This is a genomic window from Hahella sp. HNIBRBA332, from assembly GCF_030719035.1.
Classification (GTDB): domain Bacteria; phylum Pseudomonadota; class Gammaproteobacteria; order Pseudomonadales; family Oleiphilaceae; genus Hahella.
Genome location: NZ_CP132203.1, coordinates 5,137,704 through 5,163,495, shown reverse-complemented (window position 1 = coordinate 5,163,495; position 25,792 = coordinate 5,137,704). Strand labels below are relative to the sequence as shown.

Genomic DNA, 25,792 nt, shown 5'->3' with positions numbered 1-25,792 from the left:
GTTGCCTATCACCGTATCCTTACCGCATTTGAATGGTCAGGTTCGGACCTTGCACTTCTTCGCCATGGTGGAACCAACGGCTGATAACGGTTTTGGTCTCGGTATAGAAACGCACCGCCTGTTTGCCGTAGGCATGCTGGTCGCCGTAGAAAGAGTTGCGCCAGCCGGTGAAGGAGAAGAAGGGGAGAGGCACGGGGATAGGGATGTTGATGCCAACCTGTCCCACTTGCACATTGCGCTGGAAGTGGCGCGCAGCGCCGCCGGAGTTGGTGAACAGCGAGACGCCGTTGCCGTAAGGATTGTCATTGATCAGCTTGAGGGCGTCGTCAATGGTGTCCACCTGCATGGCGAGCAATACTGGGCCGAAGATTTCCTCACGATAGATCGTCATGTCCGGTGTGACCTTGCTGAACAGCGTCGGTCCTACCCAGTTGCCTTCCGGGAAATCCGGGTGAGTGAAGCTGGAGCCGTCGAGAAGACACTGAGCGCCTTCCTCTTTGCCCTTGGCGAGCAGCCCCAATACGCGATCTCTGGAGCCGCGACTGATCAGCGGGCCGTAGCCTGCGGCTTCGTCGTTCCAGGCCCCGGGCTTCACTTCCGCCATGGAGTCTTTAAGTTCGTCCAGCCACTGTGCGGACTCGCCTACGAATACCGCCACGGAGATAGCCATGCAGCGCTGTCCTGCTGCGCCGACCGAGGCGCCGGTCAGATGCGAGATGACCTGTTTCTTGTCCGCATCCGGCATGATGACCATGTGGTTCTTGGCGCCGGTCATACATTGCACTCGCTTCAAATGCTGCGTGCCGGTGCGATAGATATGCTGCCCGACGGGCGCTGAGCCGACAAAGGAAATGGCTTTGATATCTGGATGCGTCAGCAGCATGTCCACTTGTTCGCGATCGCCGTGTAGAACTTGCAGTACGCCCTTGGGAAAGCCCGCTTCGTCAAACAGTTGCGCGATGCGCATGGGAGTGAGCGGATCCTGCTCAGAGGGCTTGAGCACGAAGGTGTTGCCGCAGGCCAGCGCCATGGGAAACATCCATAAGGGGATCATCGCCGGGAAATTGAACGGCGTGATGCCGGCGCAAACGCCAAGCGGGTGCATATAAGAACTGGTGTCGATATCCCGCGCTACGTTCTCAACAGTTTCGCCCATCATCATCGAGGGAATGTTACAGGCATGCTCGACAACTTCGATGCCGCGCCAGACATCGCCTTTGGCGTCGGCGAAGATCTTGCCGGTTTCCTGACTTAGAATTTCGGCGATTTCGTCCTGATTCTGCTTGAGAAGATGCACGAACTTCATCATCAGGCGCGCCCTGTCGATGACCGGAACGTCTTTCCAGGTTTCGAAAGCCTGTTTGGCGCTGGCCACCGCCCGATTAACCTCGTCCGGGGTGGCGCAGGGAGTGTCGGCCAGATTCAACTGGGTGGCCGGATTCAGGTTTGGAATATGGCGTGTGGCTGCGCTTTCCGTAAATGAGCCATCTATATATAACGGGACCCTGGTTTGCATTTTGGGACTCCTTGTAATCTTATTTTTATGGATAGAATGAGCCTGCTCTGGAAGATGTCACACTGTCTTCCTCTACGCTCTGAGCCTTGGCTCGCATAGGGCCATTCTAGACCTTATGGCGGCGCAACGGCATTGCAGAATCCACCACGGGAATTAGCCATAACCGCCAAGAGGTAACGTAAATGCGCTATTTAAAAAGAGAAAATCTTGTGGCTGTGGGCGTAAAACGGAATAGCCAAGAAACGTTTTATGAAAGCGGCGATAGCGCGAGGGGCCCGGAGTATGCGAGTAAACGCTGTTAAGTTTTTAGAGTTCCCAAGCGGTTGTATTTGAGAGTGACGAGGTGGTTTGGATAGGTAAGGGCAGCAACTGACATGGAGTCAGTTGCTTGTGTAATCTGGACGAATGTCCGATCAGGCGTCAGCGGTGGAGGAGGCTCCTGTGTCTTCCGCTTCGACGGTGGCTGCGTCGCGCTTTTCCTGCGCGCGCTTGATCATGTGATTAAGGACGGTGCGAACAGTATAGGTTATGCCGAACAACGTCAGGGCCGCAGCTAGAGTTGATTCGATAGGCGCTTCCAATAACATGGTTTCTCCCGAGATTTAAGATGAAAACTTTGGTTAGCGCACTGACTGCATCGAGCTAACCAAAGCTTTCCTCCTGTGTGTTAGTGAAAATTTAACGTTCTCAAGGAGTAAACGGCTGTTCGAAAAAGCGGCCGCAGAATAACCAATTAGAGCCAGCGGTTCAAGGCGCAGCTTTGTCAAATTGTGCAAAGCTTGGTCTTGTTGGCGTTTTTATGTCCACCGGGAAAAGTTGCAAGTTTATGTTTTTATTGAAAAAGTTTGTTAGCTATTGGGCGATGCCCTTGCCTCTCGCTCTGTTGCTCTCATTTATTGCGCTAATGATGCTGATCAGGGGGCGCAGACGAAAATTGGCGCTGGGCATGCTCGGCGTTGTTTGGCTGGGACTGCTCACCATCAGCACTCCGTGGTTTGCTGACAAAGTGATGGAGCCGCTGGAAAGCCAGTACCCGCCCTACGCCGGTCAAGAAGTGCGCTATGTCGTGGTGCTGGGCGGTTATCATGAGTCCGATCCGAGTCTTCCTATTACAAGTTATATAGAGGGGGATGCGATTTATCGCATTATTGAAGGCGTGCGCGTGGCCCTGCTTAATCCGGAGGCGAGGCTGCTGGTGTCCGGCTATGCGCGTACGGACCCTCTCTCCAATGCGGAAGCTTACGCGAGGTTGGCGGAGTCACTGGGTTTTCCCCGTGAACGGATTGATCTGCAGGAAGATCCTCGGGATACCCATGAAGAGGCCCTGGCGGCGCAGGCGCGAATGGGGGATCAGCCTTTCGCGCTGGTGACCTCGGCTTACCATATGCCCCGAGCGATGCAGTTATTTGAAGGTGTGGGGCTGCATCCCGTTCCGGCGCCCACAGGACATACCATCAAACATCATCGGGAACTGGACTGGCGACGCTTTCGGCCGGCTCTCGGCGGACTCGCCGCGACACAGAAGGCCTGGCACGAATATTTAGGCGCATTGTGGGCTAACCTGGTCGCAAGCATTAGTTGAAATGGATCAAAAAACGGGCGAGTCCCCCGACGCTCTGTGGCGGCGATGCTATGCTTAAATCATTCTCGCTTCGAAGAAGTTGACGCACGCTTCCTACTAGATTTCAAACTGAGCTGAAGACTGATGTTTAACAGGGAATATCGCAACGCACGCTTCCTGATAGTGGACGGCAATACTCAATTGCGTCTGGCTCTGGAGAAAATGCTGAAATCATTCGGAGCCTGGTTCATAGATATGGCGGCGGATGGCGATGAGGCTATCAACAAGTGCGAGCATGGACTGTTCGACGTCGTTATCTGCGACTACCAGCTCTCGGGCAGAAATGGCCAGCATGTTCTGGAAGAGCTGCGGGAGCGCAAGATTCTGCGTTATACCTCCCTGTTTGTCATGATGTCGGCGGAAACCACCCGGGAAATGGTGCTCGCGGCCATTGATCATCAACCTGACGCCTACATCAACAAGCCGATCACCTCCGATGTTCTGAAACAGCGTTTGGATAACCTGCTGGTGGACAATGAGGTGTTATATGAGCTGAAGCACGCCATCGATATGGAGCGCTGGAGCGAAGCCATTTCCCGCTGCGAAGAAAAAATCGCCCGTGGCAGCAAGTACTTGCGCTGGTGCGAAAAAACCGTGGCGGAGCTGTATTTCCAGACTGGCGCGCTCAACGAGGCTTTGCGGGTGTATCAACAGGTACTGTCTGAGCGCACGCTGATTTGGGCGCAGGTGGGGGTGGCCAGAGTCTATATCGCTCAGGCGGACTACGATCTGGCGGAAGAATTATTGCGCAAGGTGGTGGCGGCGGCTCCAAACTGTCTGGTGGCCTATGACTTGCTGGCGCGCGTGCTGGTGGATACGCATCGGGGTAAAGAAGCACAGGAATGGCTGGTGGATGCGGTGAGTTTATCGCCGACGGCCATCCTCAGGCATGCCAGACTGGGGGATATCGCCTGGGAAAATCAGGATGTGGACTGCGCGGTGGAGGCGTTTCGTAATGCTGTTGAGTTGGGACGCAAAAGCATCTTCGACCGGCTCGATAATCATCTGGGATTTTCCCGCAGCCTCTGTGAACGCGCTGGCGCTCAGCCAAAAGTCATGCGTGAAGCAGCGCTGCAGGAAACCTTTGAAGTCCTGCGCAATGTGGACGAGCGGTTTGTCATGAACGACGCCGCTCGTTTTCAATATGAAGTGGTGGCGGCGAAGGCCTGTTGCATGCTGAAGCATGAAGAGGAGCGAGACGAGCGGTTGGCGAATGCGGAAACCCTGTATCAATCGGTTGGGTTCAACCTGCCAAGCTCACGGGTCATGGAATACGCCCAGGTGCTGCTGGCCAGTGGCAAAGATCTGGAGGCGGAGTTCATCCTGTCGCAACTGTCATTGATGCACGGCGACGAGCCGGAGCTGCAAAAACGAATTGAGGAAATGCGTGACGAGCCGGTCAGTCCGGCGGCGCGCCAAAAAGCGGCGGAGTTGAACAAACAGGGGATTAAGCTGGCCGAACAGGAAGACCTTAAAGGCGCTGTCGCGGCCTTTAACGAGGCGCTGGAGTATTCCGCCAGACATCCGGCTTTAAATCTGAATCTGGCTCAGGTGTTGTTGAAGCAGCTGAGTTTATCTCCGGGAGATGGTGCGGCGCGCAGAGCCTGCGCCGCCTGTTTTGACCGGATTGTGCATATCAAGACAACCCACAAACAATACCCCCGCTTTCAACATCTGCGCAGTAAGTTCGAGGGAACCCATGGCGGCGTCCAGGCGCAAAGCGCCGGATAACAGGCGGTCGCTCCGGTCAGATCCAACCTCGTAAGTGTTGTTCACAGAGCTCCTGTAACAGTTCGATATGCTCCGGCTCTGCATTTAAGGCGGGGATGTAATGGAAGTCCTTGCCGCCAGCCTGTTCATACAACCCCCGGTTTTCTTCTTCGATCTCTTCCAGCGTCTCCAGGCAATCTGCGGAGAAGCCGGGGCAAATAACGTCCAAGGCTTCGCAGCCGTTCGCGCCCAGTTCTGTAACGGTGGCGTCGGTGTAAGGCTTCAGCCACTCAGCTGTTCCAACCCTGGATTGAAAGCTCATCAGCCATTGCGATTCATCCAGCTTCAACGCTCTCGCCACGGCCTGGGCGGTCTCTTCCGCATCACGGCGGTAAGGGTCGCCCTTTTCCACATAGGCTTTGGGCAGTCCGTGAAAGGAAAACAATAATTTGCCCTGACGTCCTCTCACCCGCCAGTGGGCGCGCACGCTGTCCACCAGAGAAGAGATATAGGCGGGATGATTGTGGTAGCGCTTCACGAAGCGAAGCTCTGGAATGTCGCGCATCTTCGCCAGGGCCTGAGCCAGCGCGTCAAAACTGGCGGCGGTGGTGGTGGCGGAATATTGCGGATACAAGGGCAGCACCAGGACTTTCTCTATGCCTTGGCGTTGCAGCGCTGCGAGCTTGTCCGGCAGGGACGGCGCGCCATAGGTCATGGCGAAATCCACCAGCACACGGGCGCCCAGTTCTTGCCCCAGTGCGTTTTGTAGTCCGCAGGCCTGTTGTTGCGTGATGGTTTTGATCGGCGAGCCCTTCGGCGTCCAGATCTTGCGATAGTTGGGAATGAGCTTTCTGGGACGCAGGCGGAGAATGACCAGATTCAGCACCGCCCACCAGATCAGGCGCGGGACTTCGATCACTCTGGGATCGCTGAGGAACTGCTTCAGGTAACGGCGTATGGAGGGTGCGTCTGGGGCGTCCGGCGTGCCCAGGTTGACAAGCAGCACGGCGCTCCGGGTGTTATCGGGACTAATGATCATTCAGATAGGCATTCCAGCTAAGGGACATTAATTTTATAACGGGAGAACGCTTTGAAAACTGCAATGGGTCAATGCAAGCGCGCAGTTTGACTATTTACAATTGCGATCCCGAGCGTATGGCGTTGAATTATAGCGCGTTCGCAGAACGAAATGTGTCTACGCTTCCCGTGCGTGGACGGATCATTTCCAGCGTCCAGGCAACCGCATAAGCATAAGTTTTTGGCGGCTGGTGGGCGGCGAGCGACCTATGCTATAAAGGCTTGACAAAAATTCCAACACTCCAAGAAGGAGAAATACTGATGAGAGTAGCCAAGAAAGTCCCTCTAATCCTGGCCGGTATGGCATCCATAGCGCTTTCCGTTTCCGCGCAAGCGGCGGACGCCGCTGCGGGCAAAGCCAAGTCCGCCGTCTGCGCGGCTTGCCACGGCGCGGATGGAAAAGCCGTTATCCCAACTTATCCCCACTTGGCGGGCCAGAATGAGCAGTATCTGGCGGAGGCTTTGAAAGCCTATCGCAGCAAAAACCGCAATGGCGGCCAGGCGGTTATCATGCAAGGTCAGGCGGCGGCGTTGTCTGACGATGATATCGCCAATTTGGCGGCGTATTACTCCAGTTTGAAGTAAACCAAACGTTCGCGCAGCCGCGGATCAACGGCTGCGCTTGTCCTGCTCCCCAATTCCAGTTTTTCGCCGTTTTCCCGTCATCCTCCCATATATTTTAATAGTTCGAGGAGCTTTCCTTTCTTGAGCTTGTCTTTACGCCATGGATTATTAGCCCCGTTACGCTGATTATCGCTGCTAAAGGAGTTAAAACAGGGCGTTATGACAGAACAGACAGTCAGACAGCAGGCCGATGCGACGGCAGCCGATTTTGATTCCGGAGAATATATGCCTATCAAGGGCGAGCGACCTATCGTCGCCAGGTCCCGTGAATTTTCCAGTGGATATCGGGTTACGCCGCATAAACACGAGTGTTGCCAGCTTATTTTCGCCACCTCAGGAGTGATGGAGCTGATCACAGACGAAGGAATATGGCTGGTACCCCCGCAGCGGGCGGTGTGGATGCCGCCTAATGTGGAGCATGGCATGCGCGCCCGTGGCCACCCGCGACTCCCGGCTACAGAATCTATGCCGGGCTATCCTGGCTAATCCGGACGATCCGCGCGAACTGAAAGATTGGTCGATGGCGATCGGCGCGTCCGAATGTACGCTGTCCCGCTTGTTTCGCAATGAGCTGGGAGTGTCCTACCAATACTGGCGTCAGCAAGTCGCCGTGCTTAACGCCATTCCCCGGCTCGCTACCGGTGACCCGGTGACGCTGATCGCTGCCGATCTCGGTTACGAAACACCGGGCGCCTTTTCCGCTATGTTTCGGCGCATTATGGGTGTCGCTCCCAGTCTCTACTTTCAGCGCCAATCAGAAAGCTGACTTTTTGTTGGGCTTGTCCGGTTCGGCGTAAACATTGGCTTCTCTCAGGAAGTAGGGCGGGCTGCACAGGCGTAGGATGGCCGGGTTGAAGGAAAGCCTATCAGGGAGACAGGGCCTGACATGTGCAGGCTCTGTCGTTTCAGACAAATAGAAGGAAGCTATTTGTCTGCCTGATTAATAAGTATGAAACGGGCGGGGATATGATTATCAGCTATCACGCGCTGGATGCGGCGCGTTGGCTGCAGGACGCGTAAATCCCAACAACTGGCGGCGTATCGCCGCCAGTCTTTTCAGTCGTACGCAAAGGAACTGACGTTAGTCCACAATACGATAGCTGGGCACGTATTTGCTGCCCGGCAACTTCATCCGCTGTTGCTTCACGAAAGACTCCAGCAACGATCCGAAAGCGCCGACGATGGTTTTGTCGCCGCTGATTTCGAATGGTCCCAGACGCTCCACCAGTTGCACGCCCTCTTCCTTGACATTGCCGGAGACAATGCCGGAAAACGCCCGGCGCAAGTTCGCCGCCAGATCGTGGATCGGTTGCTCCCGGTGCAGCGCCAGCGCGCGCATGCTCTCATGAGTGGGCTGGAAAGGGTGCTGGAACTCAGGCTGAACCTTCAACAGCCAGTTGTAATAGTAAGCGTCGCTGGACCCTTTGCGATGATAGGTGACGTCTTGGATGCCTTTCTTCATTTCCAGCGCGACCAGCTCAGGGTCGTCGATAATGATGCGGTAGCGACGCTGAGCGGCTTTGCCCAATGTCAGTCCGATAAACTCGTTGATCTGACCGAAGTACTCTTCGTTTTTCTTGGCCCCGGCGAAAATCACTGGGAAGGGCAGCGAGTCGTTCTCGGGATTGAGCAGAATGCCCAACAAGTAAAGAATCTCCTCCGCCGTGCCAGCGCCGCCTGGGAAGACCACGATGCCGTGGCCCAGACGCACAAAAGCTTCCAGGCGTTTTTCGATATCCGGTAAAATCACCAGTTCGTTAACGATGGGGTTCGGCGACTCGGCGGCGATGATGCCAGGCTCGGTCAGACCGATATAACGTCCGCTTTGAATACGCTGTTTGGCGTGGGCGATGGTGGCGCCTTTCATTGGTCCCTTCATGGCGCCAGGGCCGCATCCAGTGCAGATATCCAGCCCACGCAGACCCAGGGAGTGTCCGACCTCTTTGGTGAAGTCATACTCGTCCCGGCTGATGGAGTGGCCGCCCCAGCACACGACGATGTTGGGATAACGGCGGGGAATCAATACGCCGGCGTTCCGCAACATATGAAAAATAAAGTTGGTGATGTCCTCGCCGTTGTTCAGATTCAGCTGCGTGTTGTGAGACAGCACGTTGTTGGCGTAAATGATGTCGCGCAGCACGGCGTAGAGGTGCTCTTGTATCCCCTTGATCATCTTGCCGTCGACGAAAGCATTGTGGGGCGCATTAATCACCTCCAGCTTGATGCCGCGGGCCTGTTGGATCAGCTGGATATCGAAATCGGCGAATTCAGCCAGAATGGTGTTGGGATCGTCGGACTCGTTGCCGCAGTTCAATACGGCCAGGGCGCATTGCCGGAACAGGCGATACACGCCGCGATTGCTACGGTCCTTCAACAGATTGACTTCGTGTTGTGAGACCAGATCGAGGCTGCCTTCCGGGGCGATGCGTGCGGTTATTTTGTTACTCATATCTATATCTTTCCTTTTCTAATACTTCTACTTGCCGGCGAGGCCAGCGGTTCCGATTCCGGCGGACGGCTGTGGGAGCAAGCCAGAGCCTGACGGCGGTGCATGCGTGACGGTGGCGACGCTGCAATGCCAATAAAGCCTAATCTGCTATTGTTATCATTTATAAGAGCCCATCCGGGAGCAGGGTTATGCAAGGATGACCGGGGCGGCGCAGGTAAGCGGGTTTTCCGGATGGAGTCTAAATAGTAAGTCGTCTGGGCGAAGTTGGCTATCACTCCCTGGCGTCGCCCGCGCAGGGGGATTTTTGGCGATCGGCCCATGCATGACAGGGGGAATGATAGTAGAATAGCGCCCCCGCTGAGATTTGGATCAGGCCAGATTATGAAGTTTCTCGTCAAATTATTTCCCGAAATCACAATTAAAAGTAAACCGGTGCGTAAGGATCTGGTCAAGCAGTTACGCATAAATATTCGTCGCGTATTGCGTCAAATTGACGAAAACGTGGTGGTGGAGGGATCCTGGGACAAAATCGAAGTCTGGTTGCCGGACGCGGATGAGCGCACCAGTAAACGGGCGATTGAAGCTCTGCAAAGGGTGTCCGGCATCACCAACTTCCTGGTGGTGCATGAATATCCCCTGGCGGACTTCCATACCATCTACCTGAATGCGAAAGCCTTGTACGAAGAGCAACTGGAAGGCAAACGTTTCCAGGTGCGGGTCAAGCGCGCCGGCAAACATGACTTTACTTCCATGGACCTGGAGCGCTACGTCGGCGGCGGATTGCGCCAGCACACCAAGGCGGCGGGAGTGGACCTGTCGAATCCAGAAGTGATTATTTCCATCGAAGTGCGCGACGATAAATACTATCTGGTCGAGAAGCGCTACGAAGGCCTGGGCGGTTATCCGGTCGGCGGTCTGGAGCCGGTCGTGTCTCTGATGTCCGGCGGCTATGACTCCGGCGTGGCGAGCTATCTGACCATGAAGCGGGGTATGCGCACGCACTTCTGCTTCTTCAATCTGGGGGGGACCGCCCACGAAGTGGGAGTGAAGCAGGCGGCGCTGTATTTGTGGGAGAAGTACGGCGGCGGCCAGCGGGTAAAATTCATCACGGTGCCCTTTGAAGGCGTCGTGGCGGAAATCCTGGATAAGATCTATCACTCCAACATGGGCGTGGTGTTGAAGCGTATGATGCTGCGGGCGGCGACCCAGGTCGCGCGAGATCTGTCCGCCACGGCGCTGGTCACTGGCGAGTGTGTGGCGCAGGTGTCCAGCCAGACCCTGACCAACCTCAATGTGATTGACTCCGCGACTGACATGCTGGTGCTGCGCCCGCTGATCGTCACTGACAAGCAGGATATTATCCGCATGGCCAGCCAGATTGGCGTGGAAGAGTTCGCCCGCAATATGCCGGAATACTGTGGCGTTATTTCCGATCGCCCCACCACCAAAGCGCGGGATTATCGCATCGAGAACGATGAGAAGCGGTTCGATATGCAGGTGTTGGAGCAGGCGCTGGCTAACCGCCGGGCGATCAATATCGACGAGATCATGCAGTCGGAATTGACGGTTGATGAAGTGGAAGTAGTGTCGACGCCTTCGCTGGAGGACGTGATTATCGATATCCGTCACCCCAACGAGCAGGAAAAGGCGCCGCTGACCCTGACCAACAACAAAATTCTGCAGATTCCTTTCTACGAGCTGGAAAGCCGCATGGCGGAGCTGGACGGCGAAGCCCGTTACCTGCTGTTCTGCGACAAAGGCGTAATGAGCCAGTTGCACGCCAGCCATCTCAACGGAAACGGGCGTAAAGTGCTGGTGTATCGCCCGCTTTAACCGTATTCGTTTTCGCGGAAGCGCTGTTGGATTTCTTCAATCTGTTTGCGGCAATCCATCAGCGCCACCACGCACTCCTTGTCTAATTTGGTTCCCGCCATTCGTTTGAGTTCGGCGAACGCTTTGTCATTACTCCAGGCGGGTTTGTAGGGACGGGCGCTGGTGAGGGCGTCGAAGACGTCGGCGACGCTGACGATTCGGGATTCAATGGGAATATCCTCGCCGCGCAGATGCTCAGGATAGCCTGCTCCATCCAAGGTTTCATGGTGATACAGCACGATGTTGCGCAGCATGTTCACATGACTGACGCCATTGAGGCCGTAGTTATCGATCAAGGCGTCCACCAACTCATGTCCATACATCGGGTGGCGACGCATTTCATCCAGTTCTTCCCCCTCCAAACGACCCGGTTTTAGCAATATGCTGTCGGGCACTTTTATTTTGCCGAGATCATGCAAGGGCGCGAACAGGCAAATGTGCTCTACATACTCGTCGGAGAAGCCATGCTTCGGCGCCAGGCGCGCGCCGATCAGTCTGGAATAGCGAGCCATGCGCTCCAGATGGCCGCCGGTTTCCGGATCGCGGGAGTGGGTCAACAACATGGCCGACTTGACTGTGGCGATCAGCGTGCGGATGTTGCTGCGCTCGTTATACACGATCAAGGTGATCATGTGTCCGATCATATCCATATCCGACAGCGCCCGGCCCTGAAAGCAGTCTTTTTCCGCGCCGTTGAAAAATACGAAGCCAAGGAAGCGCTCGTTGTAGCGCATGGGGAAGGTGTAAGAGGCGCGAAATCCTGCTTTCAGCAGCGCCTCCGTGTGCTGGGTTGGATTTTCTCCGCCGCCCAGTTCATCGCTGATGTCATTAATGACGCGGATGAACGTGTTGTCTTTCATTTGTTGCAGGGAAGCGACGTCATGCAGCGCCGTCTGGTAATGTTCCAGCAAGGGATGGCTGGCGCCGGCGGCGGCAAAGGTTTTGAGCTGATCCTGCAAGGCGTCATAAATGGCGACAGCCACGCGGCAGACAAAAGGATAGGTCTGCTGGAGGTTTTCCAGCAGAAATTCCAGTTTCTGCTGAACGCTGCCCTGGTGATTGAGGATATCCAGAGAATCCGGCTGATACTCGCTGGCCACAAACATTCTCCCGGTTTGTCGATGCAACTTCCATTAAAGCTCCGCAGGGGCGCGGATACTTAAAGTGTAGTCGAGATCAGGAGCATGACTCTGGAATAATGTCGGGCCGCTCAGTTGTACTGATAAGGCTCGAAGGCGTCCGCCTGCATGCTGTAACCGCTCTCCGCCAGCTCGCTGCTGACCGTCTCCACGCTGATCGCTCCAGACACCCAGAACGCGTCGTAGAGGTAGTCCAGCGGCAACGGCTTCTTGTTGGCTTTGACATATACGATCTGGTTTGAGGGAGGGGGCGGCACGTGGATGCAAGCGCCCATGTAGGGCACCAGCAGGAACTCGGTCACGCCGCTTTCGTCGCCTTCCAAAGGCACTGCAAAGCCCGCGATGCGAACTTTCTGTTTGTTCAGTTCCGGTACGATTGGCGCGTTGGCCTGGGGCTGCGGCTCCATGGCGATCTGGCCATGTTCAACCGTTCCGCTAACGGTTTTTTGTTGTGCGGATTTAGGGATCAGGTCCTGCCATTGTACGGTCTTGAAATCCTCCGCAAGTACGCCGCCGGAGAGCAGGGAGGAGAATGCGAGCGCGATCAGCGTCGAGAGCAATCTGTTCATAAATACCCTATGGAGTCAGTGTTTCGTCAAAACGTGGAAGGCGATCCAGACCGCCGACAGCCGTTCCCAACCCTGGTTAGGCGCAACACATTGTATGTCCGCGCGAGCCCAAGGTTAACCGTTTTGAATTAAATTCGCCCTATAACTATTTCGTTTCGTTATGTTATAACATAAAAAGCCAAGCGGAAGAATCACTCTCTAAGTTCAGGAGTATTAAATTTTATGAGTTATAGGAATCGCCTGTGGGCAGGTATGATGATGCTAGCGGCCAGCCAGCTTACGCAAGCGGAAGAATTTGAACAGCATGGGGCGCATGTGCATGGCGCGGCGACCATGAATCTGGCGCTGGAAGAGGGGAATCTGGTCGTGGAGCTTGAAAGCCCCGCGATGAACCTGGTGGGTTTTGAACACGCTCCCGCTACTGACGAAGAGCGTCAGCAAGTGGAAAAGGCGGCTGCTTTACTGAATAAGGGCGAAGAACTGTTTGGTTTAACGCCAGCTGCAGGTTGTAAGCTGCTGTCGGCGGAAGTGGACGGCGATATCTTCGATTATGATGAAGATGGCGGCCATAAGGAGCATGAACATGGCGACGATGAAGGCGAGCATGATCATCATGAGGATGGTCACTCCGATATCGACGCCTCCTATATTTTTGAGTGCGGTGACTCGGGCAAGCTCACCTCAGTGGACGTTTTACTGTTCAAGTACTTCCCTGGCCTGAAAGATCTCGACGTACAGGTGATTGGGCCGAAGGGGCAGACCGCCTTGGAGCTGAATCCGGAAAAACATCAGATTAATTTGTAAGTAGTGAGAATGGCGTCATGCAGAATGTAAGCGAACCCGCCATCGCGCCAGGGCGAGACACGACGGCTGCGGCTGACCCGGCGCGTGCGCTTGTGCGGCTGGAAGGTCTGAAATTTCGTTGGCCTGGGGCTGATGACGACGTGTTGGATATCCCTGAGCTACAGGTGCGGGAGGGAGAACGCATCTTTCTGCGCGGCGCCAGCGGCAGCGGCAAAACCACGCTGCTAAGCTTGCTTGGCGGCGTGATCCAGCCCAAGGAAGGAAGCATCAAAGTAATGGAGACGGAGCTGAGCGCGCTCAACGCTTCACGCCGGGATAGCTTCAGGGCGGATAACATCGGCTTCATTTTTCAGATGTTTAATCTGATACCTTATCTGTCGCTGGTGGATAACGTGACATTGTCCTGTCGCTTTTCCAAGGCGCGGCGACAAAGAGTGAGCGCCCGCGGCGTCAGTCTGACGCAGGAGGCGGAGCGCTTGCTGTCTCATTTACGTCTGGATGTGGGCAAACTCGGGCGCAGGCCGGTAACTGACCTCAGTGTGGGGCAACAGCAACGGGTCGCCGTGGCGCGGGCCCTGATCGGCTCGCCCGGGCTGATTATCGCTGATGAACCCACCTCTGCTTTGGATGCGGACGCCCGTGTGGCGTTTATCGAGCTGTTGTTTCAGGAAGTGGCCGCCAGTGGATCGACGCTGGTGTTCGTCAGCCACGATCCCGCTTTACAGGACCTGTTCGACCGCACGGTCAGCCTGGCGGAAATCAATCGCGCTTATCAGCCACCGGAATCTTGACCTGCGGGAGTCGCTTTTCGATGTCTATTTACAGTTTGACGTTGCGCAGCCTGTTGAATCGCAAAACAACGGCGCTGCTGACTATTTTCTCCATCGCCGTCAGCGTCATGCTGCTGTTGGGGGTGGACAACATTCGCCGGGAAGCCAAAGCCGGCTTCGCCAACACAATTTCCGGCGCAGATCTGATTGTGGGCGCTCGCAGTGGTTCCGTGCAGCTATTGTTGTACTCGGTTTTTCGCATCGGCAACGCCACCAACAATATTTCCTGGCGCAGCTATCAGGAAGTGGCTGGCATGAAGCGGGTTAAGTGGACGATTCCGCTGTCGTTAGGCGACTCTCATCGCGGCTACCGCGTGCTGGGCACCAATACGGATTACTTTGAACACTTTCGCTATGGAGCCAAACGTGCGTTGGCGTTTAGCGAAGGCGGTCGTTTCGATGACGTATACGACGCGGTATTAGGCGCGGAAGTAGCGGAGAAGCTGGGCTATAAACTTGGCCAGCCTATCGTGATTTCCCACGGCGCAGGTGAAGTCAGCTTCGCCAATCATGATGATAAACCTTTCAAAGTCGTCGGCATTTTGAAGAAGACCGGTACGCCGGTGGACCGCACAGTGCATGTCTCCCTGCAAGGCATTGAAGCCATTCATTTGGGATGGGACAGCGGCGCGCCCAGTGGCTCCATCAGCGCGGAGCAGGCGCGGCATGCAGATTTGCAGCCCAAGCTGATAACCGCCTTTCTGGTTGGACTGGACTCCAAAATCGCCACCTTCACACTGCAACGCGCGATCAATAATTACCGCGGTGAGCCGCTGCTGGCCATTCTGCCGGGCGTGGCGCTCCAGGAGCTATGGAGCATGATGGGCGTGGCGGAGGTGGCCTTGCTTGCCGTGTCGGCATTTGTCGTCGCGACTGGCTTGATCGGCATGTTGACGGTAATCTGGTCAGGGTTGAACGAACGCCGCCGGGAAATGGCCATCCTGCGTTCCGTAGGCGCCAGGCCACGGCACATTTTCGTTCTACTGATGATCGAAGCCGGTTTGATGGCGGTTTGCGGCGTGCTGGTCGGTGTCGCAATGCTGTTCCTGACGTTGTTCGCCGCTCAGCCGGCGCTGGAGAGTTACTTCGGTCTGTTTATCGGCGTGGACCCGCTGACCGTGGATAACCTGGCCGTCCTGGGCGGCATCATCCTGGCGGGCGTATTAATCGGAGCGGCGCCGGCCTATCGGGCCTATCGCTATTCTCTGGCGGACGGAATGACAATTCGAACATGAGACAATCCTGGGCTAAGGCGCGAACATTCATGTGGGCTCTCATCAGCACTCTTCTGCTCATTTGCTTCTCCGGCGCGGCGTTCTTCTGGTTATATCAAGACCGGATGATCTTCTTTCCACAGCCGGTGGACGCCGCCAATCGCAGCAGATTGAAATCTATAGAGTTTAAGTTTGAGCATGATGGCGTGACCCTGTCCGGCTGGTTTCAGCGCGGAGAGATCTCTGCGCGCAGGCCGTTGCTGCTGTACTTTGGCGGTAATGGCGAAGAAGTGTCCTGGAACGCCTGGGAGATGGAAAAGCTGCCGGTGGACTCATTTCTGCTGATGAACTACCGGGGCTACGGCGACAGCGAGGGGTCTCCGGGGCAAGAGGCGTTGGTGGGCGACGCCGTCGCCTTATATGACCATCTCACTCGCAAATTGAAAATCGACCCTCAACATATTGTTCTGCTGGGACGCAGCCTGGGTTCCGGCGTGGCGGTGCAACTGGCGGACCGCCGTCCGGTGCGGGCGGTGGTGCTGACCACGCCATTCGACAGTCTGGCCGCTGTCGGCAAGCGGCATTATCCCTGGTTGCCGGTCGGCTTATTGGTGCGTCATCCCTTCAATTCGCTGGCTCATGCAGCGACGATCAAAGCGCCTGCGTTGGCTTTGTTGGCGGGGAGGGACCGGGTTGTGCCGGCGGAGCACGGGCGGCGCCTGATGGCGGCTTGGGGCGGTCCGCAACGGACGGTCACGCTGGATGGAGCGGATCACAATGATATCAGCATGTATCCCGAATACTGGCGCACGATTAGTCAGTTTATTGAGAGCCTTTAAGTCGTCAGGAATTTACCCCGCGTGTAGTTCCTGTTCCTTGGCGAAGTGCGGCAACGCAGCAGCGCCAACAAGTCTTGGTCAGCTTTCCGCGCCCACCAGACCCTCTTTCGATACATCCGACTCCCGGCGCGGGGCGCAGGAACGATAATCCACCACTCTGTTCCGGCCTTGCTGTTTTGCTGTGTAGAGTGCGTAGTCTGCGCGCTCAAACAGCTTGTTGGGGCAGTCGAATTCGTCGTGATCCATGCTCGCCACGCCGACGCTGATAGACAGCTTATAGCCGGACTCGGTTTCTTCCGCCACTTTGACTCTTAGGCGATTGGCCAGGTTCATGGCGGCTTCGTGATCGGTATTGGGCAGGATGACTGCAAACTCTTCGCCGCCGTAACGGCAGGGGCAGTTCGGCTTGCGTACGCCTTTCGCCAATATGCGGGCGACTTCCTTCAACGCATGGTCGCCAACGTTATGACCGTAGGTGTCGTTGAACTGCTTGAAGCAGTCGATATCGATGACCAGGAGAGTCAGCGGCTGTTTGCTTTGTTGAGCGCGATGAAATTCCGTTGCGAACTTGTCGTCGAAATGACGACGATTAAACAGGCCGGTCAGGGCGTCCGTGTAGGTTTTGCGCTGCAGCTCGTTCACCCGGCTACTCAGCGCCAGAGACAGCAATACCATTTCAGTCAGTGAACCGATCTGGAAACCGTTCTGGGTAAGCACGTTATGGGGCAGCAGACCAAAGGTTTTCAACATGTAGGCCAGCACGCCGATCAACAGCGCCGTCCAGGCGGTCATGTAATAGCGCGCAGGGCGTGATCCCGCCATTAACGCCAGTACGCCCATTAACAGTAGTTGGGCGGCGATGACGAAGGTCAGCAGGGAAATCGGCACGATCATCGTGTGGTAGGTAAAGAATGGCGTGCAGGCGAGGCTGATCAGCATCAGCCACTCCAGCACTCTGGCGGCGAAATCGGTTCGGGGCGCAATTTGCTGGGTCACCAGAATTGAGCGGGCGAACTGTAACGCCCCCAATAAAGAAAGAATCAGCAGGATCAACAGGCTGTGATTGGCGAACCAGGGAAAGTTCGGCCATAGAAACTGGAAGGTCAGCCCGTTGTGCACCGCCATATACAGACCATAACTGGTGACGTACAGCAGATAGTGGGCGAAGGTGCGGTCGCGAACTGCGATGAACATGAAAAAATTGTAGATGACGAGGACCAGGAAGCCGCCGTAGTAGGCGCCGTAGGCCAACTGCTCCTTGCCGATCTGCTCCAGAAGAGAGTCTGGCGCATACAGAGAGAGACCGATGTTCATGGAGCCGTCGCTGCTGAAGCGCATGTAATAGGTGTGAGACGCATAGGCCGGCAGCTTCAGAGGAAATAAGTAGTCGCGGTGCTCGACGTCTCTGGAGTAGAAGGAGAGGCGGTCGCCTGTGGCGTGGCGCTTCCAGGCGCCGTCCGCCAGAGGCTCCCAAAGCGTCAGGTGATCAATCAAGGGATAGTCCTGACGCAGTGTGACCGCTAATTCTTCCGCTGTGGTGTTTTTCAGTGTGAACTTGACCCACCAGGCGGACTCAGAAAAACCAAAATTAGGGGACTGGCCTCCCGTGGGCTTAAAGCGGTCGGCGAATTCAGCAGAGCTGACTTCTTCAAAGCGCAGGGATTGAGATGGGTCCTCCAGCAGCGCCAGATGCGGCGTCAGCCCTGCCATGTCGAGGCCTTTGTCCACGCTGAACGGAGTCACGGCCTCGGCGTTCACCGCGGCAGCCTCCAAACTGCGGGCAAAAAGCAACACAAACACTAAGCAAGCTAGCGTATAGCTATGGCGAGGCATTTGGCCATCTCCAAAAAGTTGACTAACTTATGTTCCTTTGGAAGAAATAGCTTCCATGCCCTCTCCTAGCTCACGCCGGAGGAAAGGCGCAATTGTCGGTTAGTATTACCAATAAAGGCCGCATTGTCGACTTAACAGCAGGCTGTTGCAAGCCCCCTTTGCTGGCCTCTTTCCTTCACCGTCAGACGTCGGGAGCGCCATTCGGCGCTTAATTTTCCGGGACTGTCGCACACCCGGAAGGCTTGAATTCCAAGGGCGTTTCCGGTTCATCACGATGCACTTTCAGATACTCAATAATCGCCATGCGCTGCTTCTCGGTGAGCATGGGGCCAATGACGCCTTTGGGCAACGGATTCGCTTCCGGGTCCCGCAGGAACGCGCGCCAATCCGTCACAGAGGCGGAGAAGGCATGGCCGCTGTTGCTGTTGCCGGGCAAACGGGTATCGAACCAGAAGCCGTTAGCGTCCGCGCTCTGCGGCGGCTGGGTGACGAAGCCAACGCGTTGGGGATCGAAATCTCTGTAGCCTACCTGAAAGCGGCTGTCCCGTTGCTCAGGAGGCGATAACAGCTGATAGAGGTTTGGCGCCGAACCGTTGTGCAGGAAGGGCGGCGTCGCCCAGACTCCCGCCAGAGGACGAGGTTTGTAGCCCGCGACTTCCTGAGGCAGGTCGAGCGTGCCGAAGCCTTCCAGACATTGGCGTTGCGCATAGTCGATGTTGTTGTCGGCGTAGTAGCGGTTTTTCACCAGGACGCCAATAAGATTCAATGCAAGGCCTTCGGATAGCCTGTGGATGTCCTGTTTCGCCAGTAGTTTGTCGATGTCTTTGGTTCCCTGTTGCGTGAGCCTTAACAATTCCTTATTGAGGCAGAGCAAATCGCAACTTTTTACGTAATGGGGACGATAAGAGGGTTTTGGCGGAGCGCTGTCCGCTGGCGTCGACAGATTATTGAGCGCTGCTGCGATAGCAGCGAAATCGCCAATCGGCGCTACGACAGGAATGATGTCGTTGGAGGGATAAGCGGCCAGCAGTTCTTGCAGTTCGCCCAGCGGCAGCTCTCGTTCCTGGCGCATTGTGATGATCTGACGCAGTCTGGCGCGCACCTCGCGGATCAGTCGTTGCGTCAACAAGGGGCGTAAGGCGTCGTCGATATCCTGATTACTCAATCCAGTTGCAGACAAGTCGTAGTGCTTATCGATGAAGGCTTGGGCGGCGCTGGGATCGGTGCCGATCACACTGAGCGGGGCCACGGAAATCATCCACTCCGACCAGGGTGCGGGTTTCAGGGGCGCATTGATCTCCAGGTCGACGACGTCCGCCTCATGCGGTCCGTGACAGCCCTGGCAATAGCGCCGGAACAGACCTTCGCCCTTGGCGGCGAGAGTTTGATCCACCGGACCGAATATCTTCTCCGGCCAGGTGGGCGCTTTGAGCGTCTGCAATGCGCTTTCGATGCGGGCGAGATCCTCGATGCGCACGGCGCTGTGAAAGCGTTCGCCGGGAGGGACAGGAGAGCCGTCGGCGTTGACCAGATCAACGCGCGCGCCGACGCCAAGCGCCTCACCGATGTTACGCGCCAGAGGCTGCACCACCGAGCCGTTATACTGCACCCAGTTGAATTTCCAGATATCCCACAGGTAGGGGTAGCTGACCGGCGCCGCGCCGACTTGATAATTAGACGCGCTCAGACGGTCTCCGAACAGGGTATTGCCGATGCGGCCCAGGGCGTCAGTGCGGCCGTAACCTTCCTCCACAGGGTAGAGTTTACGCAGAGGGTTATTCTGGCCCGCGCCGACAAACCCACCGACACTGCGCCACAAGGCGGAGCGGAGTTCGTCCTTGCCTTCTGGATAGCGGTCACTCAGCACTTTTTGCGCAAAGCGGTCGAATTTCCAGGGATTGACGGCAGTATAAAACAGCGAGGCCACCAAAGTTGGCGCAAAGGCGCCACGCTCCATGCTGGTGAGCGCATGCATGGCGGGGCCGCCGTCGACGCGCACCGCATAACGGACGCCATCGCGCTGATAGTGAAGCTCGCCGCTATGGCAGGCGGCGCAGGAGATATCCAGAACCTCTTCGCCAATAGCGGGGTCGAGATGCTTGCTGAAGCCTAACGGAAGCTGGTCGGGGTTGGCGGCGCTGGGGACCGGATCGACGATAAAGCGGAAAAGCCGCATGCGCTCCGGGTCCGCCAGACGTTGTTCACTGAAAGGCTCCTCCAGGTGTATGAACCAGTTATATCGCACGGCTCCAGCGGATGCGCCCTGGGGCATGGAAACCCCCTGGGGCGTGTAGTAGTAAAGCTCTCGCAAGGATGCGTTGTCGCCTTCCCAGCCCTGATCCAGATACACATATTCGTCGACAGGCTCCGCCGTCGGCAGGCTTTTATTGGGATACAGCACAAACCAGGCGAACCCGGCGCAAGCGGCGACGACCAATACGATAACGGCGAGTGTCAGCCATTTGATCAGTCGCAGCGGCGCGCTGCGTTTTTGCTGGACAAACTTCATACTTCCCTTGGAGGTCATATCCTTTCCTTTCGCTCCTATTTCATTCTTATTGGGTTTCTACAGAGATTTCAGATATTCGAGCAGCGCTAGCTTGTCGTCGTCGCTCAGGTCCACGCCAAACAAATGTCCAGCATTGCTGTTGCCGGGCAGACGCGTGTCGAATAGCGTCGCGCCGGGCGCTTGCTGTGTGCTGAGGCCGACCTTGACGGGATCGAACTCATGATCGCCGACATAGAATGTTTGTGGGCGCTGCTCGGGCGGCAGCAGCAGTGATTGCAGGTTGGGGACGGAGCCGTTATGCAGATAGGGGGCGGATGACCAGACGCCATCCAGCGGGCGCCCCTTGTAATAGCGTGGAATCGCCGTCGCGCTGGGTTTGCCGCTGGGATGTGACGCTTCCGCCACATCCAGGGCGGCGGCGATGGGATGACGCACTATAGCGCCGATGGCGGCGTGAACGACGAGTTTGATGCTGGGCTCCGTCGCTCCGAGCTCCGCGCCGCCGAATACCATCAGCTTACGTCCCTGATAAGGTCCGCTTTGTGCGCTGGCGCGAAGGAAATTTATGGCCATTTTAGGATCGGTGCCGATTTCATCAAGCGGCGTCAGGGCGACGTTGATCTTTGCGTCAGGCGCGTTCTGGTCCGTCAGCGTATGGCAGGACAGACAACGCTCCGCATACAGGCTGCGTCCTTTTTCCACTTGCTGTGTATCCAACTTGCCAAGAATCGACTCGGGCCACTTCGGCGCCCGCAGGGCCTCATTGCGCTTTTGAATATCGCCCAGGTTGCTGAAGTTGACGCTGCTGGGATAACCGGGAAGCTCGCTATGACCGTCTACAGTCGCGGAGCCATACACCGCCAGCGCGGTAGTAACGTTTTGCGCCAAAGGCCCTGGAGCGGCGTTGCTGGCGGAGCCGTTCCATTGCACCAGGTCCATGCGCGGGGCTCCCCAGAGAACTGGAAAGCTGACTGGCGCATCCGGAGAACGTCGGTTTTCCGGTTGATGAGTGATTTCAGAGGTGATCACATTAAAGATCTGTCCGAACGCATCCAGCCTTCCGCGACCGTAGGGGACCTCGGTGCTGTTCATGGCGAAGCGCTCGGTGAAATAATCCAGGCGTTGCTGGAGGGCCGCCTTGAGTTGCGCTTCTGGTTCAGCGGATAACGCTTTTGCGAAGCGGGAGAACTTCTCGGGTTGCGCCAGCGTTGCTTGTACGCTGTCGCGAATGGCGAATTCCAGGCCGCTGTAGTTGATCAGCGCTGAGCCGCCGTCAATGCGGATGCTCTTTCCTTGATAGCGCACTTCCGCCGTGTGGCAGGCTGCGCACCCCAATCCCGCCCAGGCGGTCCCGTTTGCGTCCACATCTTTGGCGAAGCCTACAGGCAACGCGTCGGGGTTGTGCTCGGACGCAGGCGCGCTCAGGAATCCCAGCTCATTCATATGTGACTCAGCCAGGAAAGGCGCTTCGTTATCCGCCTGCTCCAAATGCAGAAGCCAGTCGTAGGGAATCATGCGAGAACCGAAAGAGGCGAACTGAGCCTGGTCGCGAGTAGCGTTGGACCAGCCTTGTTCCAGATGAACTACCTCATGCGTATTCCCCGGCGAGGTTTTCGGCTTATCAGGCGTTGTGTCTGTGGTTTCTTCCGTCTGGCGGCATGCAGCGACGCTGAGTAGCAACGCCGGCGCGCATACGGCCAGGACCAAGCGCCGCGCACGTGGCGCGGGAGAGCAGGAGAGTGGCGACTTAGCGTCGCCGCGTAATGAGGAATGTCTGGGCAAGGCGCGTAATAAGCCCCGGCCGAATAAACAGCAAAGCATTGTGTACAGTCCTGGATGTCCCTGAAAAGCAGATTGGTATCTTTAGTTGTTATCGCCGCCAGTTAACTAACGATGTACTGATCGGCCGTACGCAAAATGAATGTCCTCCGCGCACGCATTAACTATAGTTTATGTTTCCGTGAAACCGTGAGAGTTTATTGCTTATTTTTCAGAGAGTTGTTCAAAAAATGATAATTTTTCATGAATTTGTCATGCAGGGTTGATATCAGAGGAGGGCTTAACGTCTTCTTTAAGGAATCACTATGCGAACATTTCTCAGTAAGGGCGCCTATGCACTCTGTTTGAGCGCATTTGTCGCCACGGCGTCAGCGCAAGAAGAACTTGTCGGCGCGCTCGCCTACTCGGTGATGAAGAAACTGGATAATGGCGTGGAAGTGCGCAATGGCGGATTTGGCTCCGCCATGACGGCGCATCCGCTGAAACCCAACCACTTCTATGTCTTGACGGATCGCGGTCCCAATGTGGACTTTGAGGGAACGGAAGGGAAAGGTAAGAAGTTCCCTGTGCCGGAATATTCGCCACGCATCGCTGAAGTGGAGCGCCTCGACAACGGCGAACTGCGTATCGTACGCATGCTGACTTTGCATGCGCCCGGTGGCGAGCCCATTACGGGGTTGCCCAACCCTGAAGGCATGGGGGCGACGGGGGAAACGCCTTATGATTACGCTGGTCGCGTACTGGGTTTCGATCCCTACGGACTTGATCCTGAGGGTATCGCAGCGCTCAAGGATGGCGGCTTTTGGGTGAGCGATGAATATGGTCCCCATATCGTGCATTACTCTTCCGCGGGCTATGAGCTGGAGCGCATTAATCCGTTCGGAACAGGGAAGGGGGGGCGTAAACTGCCGAAAGTGTTCGCCAATCGAAGACCTAATCGTGGCATGGAAGGGTTGGCGATTACGCCGGATGAGCAACGTCTGGTGGGCGTTATGCAATCCACGCTGTTCAATCCCTCCAAAAAAGCGGTGAAGAATAAAACCCTGACGCGCATTCTGACCTTGGATATCGCCACAGGTGAGACCCATCAGTATCTGTATCGCCAGGAAGCGGACAACCTGTCCAACTCAGAAATCGCCGCTATCTCCCAGAATGAGTTTCTGATGGTGGAGCGGGACGGCGGATTCGCGGGAGAAAAAGCCAAATATAAGCGTTTATATAAGATTGATCTGCGTGGGGCGACGGACGTCAGCGGTGATTTTGACGCGCAGAACGGCATGCAAATCAATGGTAAGGCGATGGAGGAGCTAAGCTGGGACGAGCTTGCGGCGGCGGGCGTGCAACCCGTGCGCAAGACGCTGGTGGTCGACTTGCTGGCGCAGATGAATTATCCGCACGATAAGCTGGAAGGGTTGTGGATTATGGGGGCAAACAGAGTGGCGGTGATCAATGACGATGATTTCGCAGTGGCTGAGCGGAATGGCGATGTAGCGCAAAAAATACTGCCGTCTACAGGGCGCGTAGACGCCAACACCCTGTATGTCATTGACCTGAAGAAACCCTTGAACGGCGACTAACTCACAACGCTACGGGCGTACGGCGCAGGTTACGCCCGTCTGCCGAACAAGCCAGCGGGATCCTGGGTCAGGGTTTCTTCTTCGCGCAGGGCGTACAGTACTTTGACGCCCAACGGCTGCGCCGGCTGCGGCGTGGCCAGAATATTGGAATAATGGAAGAAGGCGGTGTTCTCGAAGTCCAGCGCCATGAACGCATTATTCTGGTATGGATCGGGAACGCCCAATAATACCGGCCGCTGATAGCTGACGTAACGCAGGCGCCAGCTGCTGTTGCTTAGATCCAGGCCCCAATAAGTGCGCGGGCGATGCTTCACCACGATTTCACCCAAGGCGATAGCGGTGTCCATCAACATGGAGAAAACAATATGATCGCCGTCCCGTTTGGAGTTCAACCATATGTCTTTACGCGCCAGATGCGGCTCGTAGACTTCCGGCCAGTGCTTGTAGGCCCAGGCGTGAAGATCGCGCAAGAAGGCTTCCGGAGAGGCGTTGTGCAGCCCTTCGTCCAAGTCCAGGCCGAACTTGCGTAGCAGTTCGCCGTAAATAACCAGACGGTTGGCTTTTTCCGCGATCAGGTAGTTGAGATTGGCGTAGGCTTGCTCAATCGTTAAGGAAAACGGTTCCTGTGAATGCGGGGCCTGATAAGGCGGATAGTCCTTCAGCAGCCGTTTGAGTTTGGCTTGTCCCCTTCCGAATATTGCTTGCACCAGAGTCGGCATGTCCATCACCTTAAATCCATTTTATTTCCGAGTAGTTTGCTCTGCTTTCCCTTTATCGTAAATAGCCCATGTGGCTGTACTTATCAACTTTGGGCCAATTAATTTTACACGATTAAATTCATTTTCGCCCTGTCTTTGCATGTCAGGGGGATTCGGGTGTTTCCGGTCTCTTCAGGCGACAATCATAACGCTGAAAATGCGGCGCGTCAGCGCTATTTCCGCGTTCCTAAGCTAATTAGCTGATATACTGGCGAATCTTCCAAACAAGAACCAAACTAGTTTGAGCAAAACTATTTCCAATAAGGGGAGCATCTGTTCGAAATGCGGGTCTTTAAATTTTTGATCGCACATTCCTTCCATTCTCTATTGCTGGCGCTGTTTTTGGGCGCGGGCTCCGCGTCTGCGGCGGAAAAAGTGGAGACATTTCTTCTGGTTACGGAAAACTACCCGCCGTACAACATGAGCATGAATAATAGTGAGTACGAACACTCCGGCGACCAGATATACGGCGTCTCTGCGGATATAGTGAAAATGCTGTTCGAACGCGCCAAACTGCCCTACAACATGAAGCTGCGCGCTTGGCATTACGCCTTTGAGCACGCGCAACGCAAGGCTTATCGCGGCGTATTCTCCACCACCCGCACAGAAGAGCGCGAAAGCATGTTCAAGTGGGTGGGGCCGCTGGTGGAGGATTCCTGGGTTGCGTTCAGCCGTCCCAATGAGTCCGTTAGCATCACCAGCATTGACGATCTGAAGAAGTACCGGGTGGGCGGATACAAAGGCGATATCGCCAGCGAGTATCTGATTGAAAAAGGCGTGAACGTCAGCCTGATTGATGATGATACGCTTAACCTCAAGCGTCTGTACGGCAAGTACATTGACTTGTGGATCTCCGGTCCTTATTCAGGCCCTTATTATGCGAAACAGGCGGGATATCCCTCACCGCAACCCGCGTACGTATTCAATCAGGCGGAGATGTATCTGGCGTTGAATGTGGATACGCCGCAACAGTACGTCGACCTGCTTAACGAAACGCTGGCGAAGATGCGTAGCGAAGGTAAAATCGACGAAATTATCGCCCGTTATCGCTAACCGAATGGAGGCCAGGGAG

At 56.0% G+C, this 25,792-nt stretch carries 22 protein-coding genes; 12 read left to right on the top strand and 10 right to left on the bottom strand.

Annotated features, from left to right (window positions below; translation table 11 throughout):
• Positions 1–19: 19 nt before the first annotated feature.
• Both O5O45_RS22810 and O5O45_RS22805 read right to left on the bottom strand, forming a co-directional pair.
• Positions 20–1,516 carry a CoA-acylating methylmalonate-semialdehyde dehydrogenase gene (locus O5O45_RS22810; protein ID WP_305901633.1) on the bottom strand — a complete coding sequence of 499 codons (1,497 nt, stop codon included), beginning with the start codon at positions 1,514–1,516 and terminating at the stop codon, positions 20–22.
• Between the two features lie 413 nt (positions 1,517–1,929).
• Positions 1,930–2,103 carry a hypothetical protein gene (locus tag O5O45_RS22805; protein WP_305901632.1) on the bottom strand — a complete coding sequence of 58 codons (174 nt, stop codon included), beginning with the start codon at positions 2,101–2,103 and terminating at the stop codon, positions 1,930–1,932.
• Positions 2,104–2,342: 239 nt separating this feature from the next.
• On the opposite strand from O5O45_RS22805, the gene O5O45_RS22800 reads away from it, so the two are divergent.
• Both O5O45_RS22800 and O5O45_RS22795 read left to right on the top strand, forming a co-directional pair.
• On the top strand, positions 2,343–3,098 hold the full coding sequence (locus tag O5O45_RS22800) for an ElyC/SanA/YdcF family protein (RefSeq protein WP_305901631.1): 756 nt from the start codon (positions 2,343–2,345) through the stop codon (positions 3,096–3,098).
• Between the two features lie 123 nt (positions 3,099–3,221).
• Complete coding sequence (locus O5O45_RS22795) at positions 3,222–4,868, top strand: tetratricopeptide repeat-containing response regulator (RefSeq protein WP_305901630.1); 1,647 nt, start codon at positions 3,222–3,224, stop codon at positions 4,866–4,868.
• 16 nt (positions 4,869–4,884) lie between these two features.
• Here the strand turns inward: O5O45_RS22795 and hemH are convergent, their stop codons facing one another.
• Complete coding sequence (gene hemH / locus O5O45_RS22790; protein WP_305901629.1) at positions 4,885–5,886, bottom strand: ferrochelatase; 1,002 nt, start codon at positions 5,884–5,886, stop codon at positions 4,885–4,887.
• 299 nt (positions 5,887–6,185) lie between these two features.
• Here hemH and O5O45_RS22785 point away from each other — a divergent pair, with 299 nt between their 5' ends.
• The 3 genes from O5O45_RS22785 (at position 6,186) to O5O45_RS22780 (ending at position 7,314) form a co-directional block, all read left to right on the top strand.
• Positions 6,186–6,509 carry a c-type cytochrome gene (locus tag O5O45_RS22785; protein ID WP_305901628.1) on the top strand — a complete coding sequence of 108 codons (324 nt, stop codon included), beginning with the start codon at positions 6,186–6,188 and terminating at the stop codon, positions 6,507–6,509.
• Between the two features lie 198 nt (positions 6,510–6,707).
• Positions 6,708–7,034, top strand: coding sequence for an AraC family ligand binding domain-containing protein (locus O5O45_RS32040; RefSeq protein WP_371747871.1), 327 nt, complete (start codon positions 6,708–6,710; stop codon positions 7,032–7,034).
• Positions 6,958–7,314 carry a helix-turn-helix domain-containing protein gene (locus tag O5O45_RS22780; RefSeq protein WP_305901627.1) on the top strand — a complete coding sequence of 119 codons (357 nt, stop codon included), beginning with the start codon at positions 6,958–6,960 and terminating at the stop codon, positions 7,312–7,314. Before O5O45_RS32040 ends, O5O45_RS22780 begins: the two co-directional genes overlap by 77 nt.
• A 315-nt stretch (positions 7,315–7,629) precedes the next feature.
• On the opposite strand, the gene ppnN is transcribed toward O5O45_RS22780, so the two are convergent.
• Positions 7,630–8,997, bottom strand: coding sequence for a nucleotide 5'-monophosphate nucleosidase PpnN (gene ppnN, locus O5O45_RS22775; protein ID WP_305901626.1), 1,368 nt, complete (start codon positions 8,995–8,997; stop codon positions 7,630–7,632).
• Positions 8,998–9,378: 381 nt separating this feature from the next.
• On the opposite strand from ppnN, the gene thiI reads away from it, so the two are divergent.
• Positions 9,379–10,830, top strand: coding sequence for a tRNA uracil 4-sulfurtransferase ThiI (gene thiI, locus O5O45_RS22770; RefSeq protein WP_305901625.1), 1,452 nt, complete (start codon positions 9,379–9,381; stop codon positions 10,828–10,830).
• Here the strand turns inward: thiI and O5O45_RS22765 are convergent.
• Together O5O45_RS22765 and O5O45_RS22760 are read right to left on the bottom strand one after the other, a co-directional pair.
• Entirely contained in the window at positions 10,827–11,975 is a 1,149-nt protein-coding gene (locus O5O45_RS22765) for an HD-GYP domain-containing protein (protein WP_305901624.1), read from the bottom strand. The two genes, thiI and O5O45_RS22765, sit on opposite strands and share 4 nt — an antisense overlap.
• Positions 11,976–12,079: 104 nt before the next feature.
• Positions 12,080–12,577: a DUF3299 domain-containing protein gene (locus tag O5O45_RS22760; RefSeq protein WP_305901623.1), complete on the bottom strand. Its 498-nt coding sequence runs from the start codon at positions 12,575–12,577 to the stop codon at positions 12,080–12,082.
• Positions 12,578–12,799: 222 nt separating this feature from the next.
• Between O5O45_RS22760 and O5O45_RS22755 the strand changes: the two genes are divergently transcribed.
• From O5O45_RS22755 to O5O45_RS22740, 4 genes are read left to right on the top strand one after another with little or no spacing between them, the layout of a single operon-like run.
• Positions 12,800–13,381 (top strand): DUF2796 domain-containing protein, encoded by a 582-nt coding sequence (locus tag O5O45_RS22755; RefSeq protein ID WP_305901622.1) that lies wholly within the window; start codon positions 12,800–12,802, stop codon positions 13,379–13,381.
• A 17-nt stretch (positions 13,382–13,398) separates the two neighbouring features.
• Complete coding sequence (locus tag O5O45_RS22750) at positions 13,399–14,172, top strand: ABC transporter ATP-binding protein (protein ID WP_305901621.1); 774 nt, start codon at positions 13,399–13,401, stop codon at positions 14,170–14,172.
• A gap of 20 nt (positions 14,173–14,192) precedes the next feature.
• Positions 14,193–15,446, top strand: a complete 1,254-nt coding sequence (locus O5O45_RS22745; RefSeq protein ID WP_305901620.1) for an ABC transporter permease — start codon at positions 14,193–14,195, stop codon at positions 15,444–15,446.
• A 29-nt stretch (positions 15,447–15,475) separates the two neighbouring features.
• Positions 15,476–16,264, top strand: a complete 789-nt coding sequence (locus O5O45_RS22740; protein ID WP_305901619.1) for an alpha/beta hydrolase — start codon at positions 15,476–15,478, stop codon at positions 16,262–16,264.
• A 78-nt stretch (positions 16,265–16,342) separates the two neighbouring features.
• Here the strand turns inward: O5O45_RS22740 and O5O45_RS22735 are convergent, their stop codons facing one another.
• The 3 genes from O5O45_RS22735 to O5O45_RS22725 all read right to left on the bottom strand — a co-directional run bounded on the left by O5O45_RS22735 (position 16,343) and on the right by O5O45_RS22725 (position 22,427).
• Positions 16,343–18,022, bottom strand: coding sequence for a diguanylate cyclase (locus O5O45_RS22735; protein ID WP_305901618.1), 1,680 nt, complete (start codon positions 18,020–18,022; stop codon positions 16,343–16,345).
• A gap of 283 nt (positions 18,023–18,305) precedes the next feature.
• A complete protein-coding gene (locus O5O45_RS22730; RefSeq protein ID WP_305901617.1) occupies positions 18,306–20,624 on the bottom strand; it encodes a c-type cytochrome in 2,319 nt (772 codons plus the stop codon).
• Between the two features lie 39 nt (positions 20,625–20,663).
• The gene (locus O5O45_RS22725; RefSeq protein WP_305901616.1) at positions 20,664–22,427 is read right to left on the bottom strand and encodes a di-heme-cytochrome C peroxidase; all 1,764 of its coding nucleotides are present in this window, start codon (positions 22,425–22,427) and stop codon (positions 20,664–20,666) included.
• Between the two features lie 263 nt (positions 22,428–22,690).
• On the opposite strand from O5O45_RS22725, the gene O5O45_RS22720 reads away from it, so the two are divergent.
• Positions 22,691–23,962, top strand: a complete 1,272-nt coding sequence (locus tag O5O45_RS22720; protein WP_305901615.1) for an esterase-like activity of phytase family protein — start codon at positions 22,691–22,693, stop codon at positions 23,960–23,962.
• Between the two features lie 29 nt (positions 23,963–23,991).
• On the opposite strand, the gene O5O45_RS22715 is transcribed toward O5O45_RS22720, so the two are convergent.
• The gene (locus tag O5O45_RS22715; RefSeq protein WP_127968251.1) at positions 23,992–24,681 is read right to left on the bottom strand and encodes a hypothetical protein; all 690 of its coding nucleotides are present in this window, start codon (positions 24,679–24,681) and stop codon (positions 23,992–23,994) included.
• Positions 24,682–25,002: 321 nt separating this feature from the next.
• Between O5O45_RS22715 and O5O45_RS22710 the strand changes: the two genes are divergently transcribed.
• Positions 25,003–25,773: a substrate-binding periplasmic protein gene (locus tag O5O45_RS22710; protein WP_305901614.1), complete on the top strand. Its 771-nt coding sequence runs from the start codon at positions 25,003–25,005 to the stop codon at positions 25,771–25,773.
• Positions 25,774–25,792: the final 19 nt, after the last annotated feature.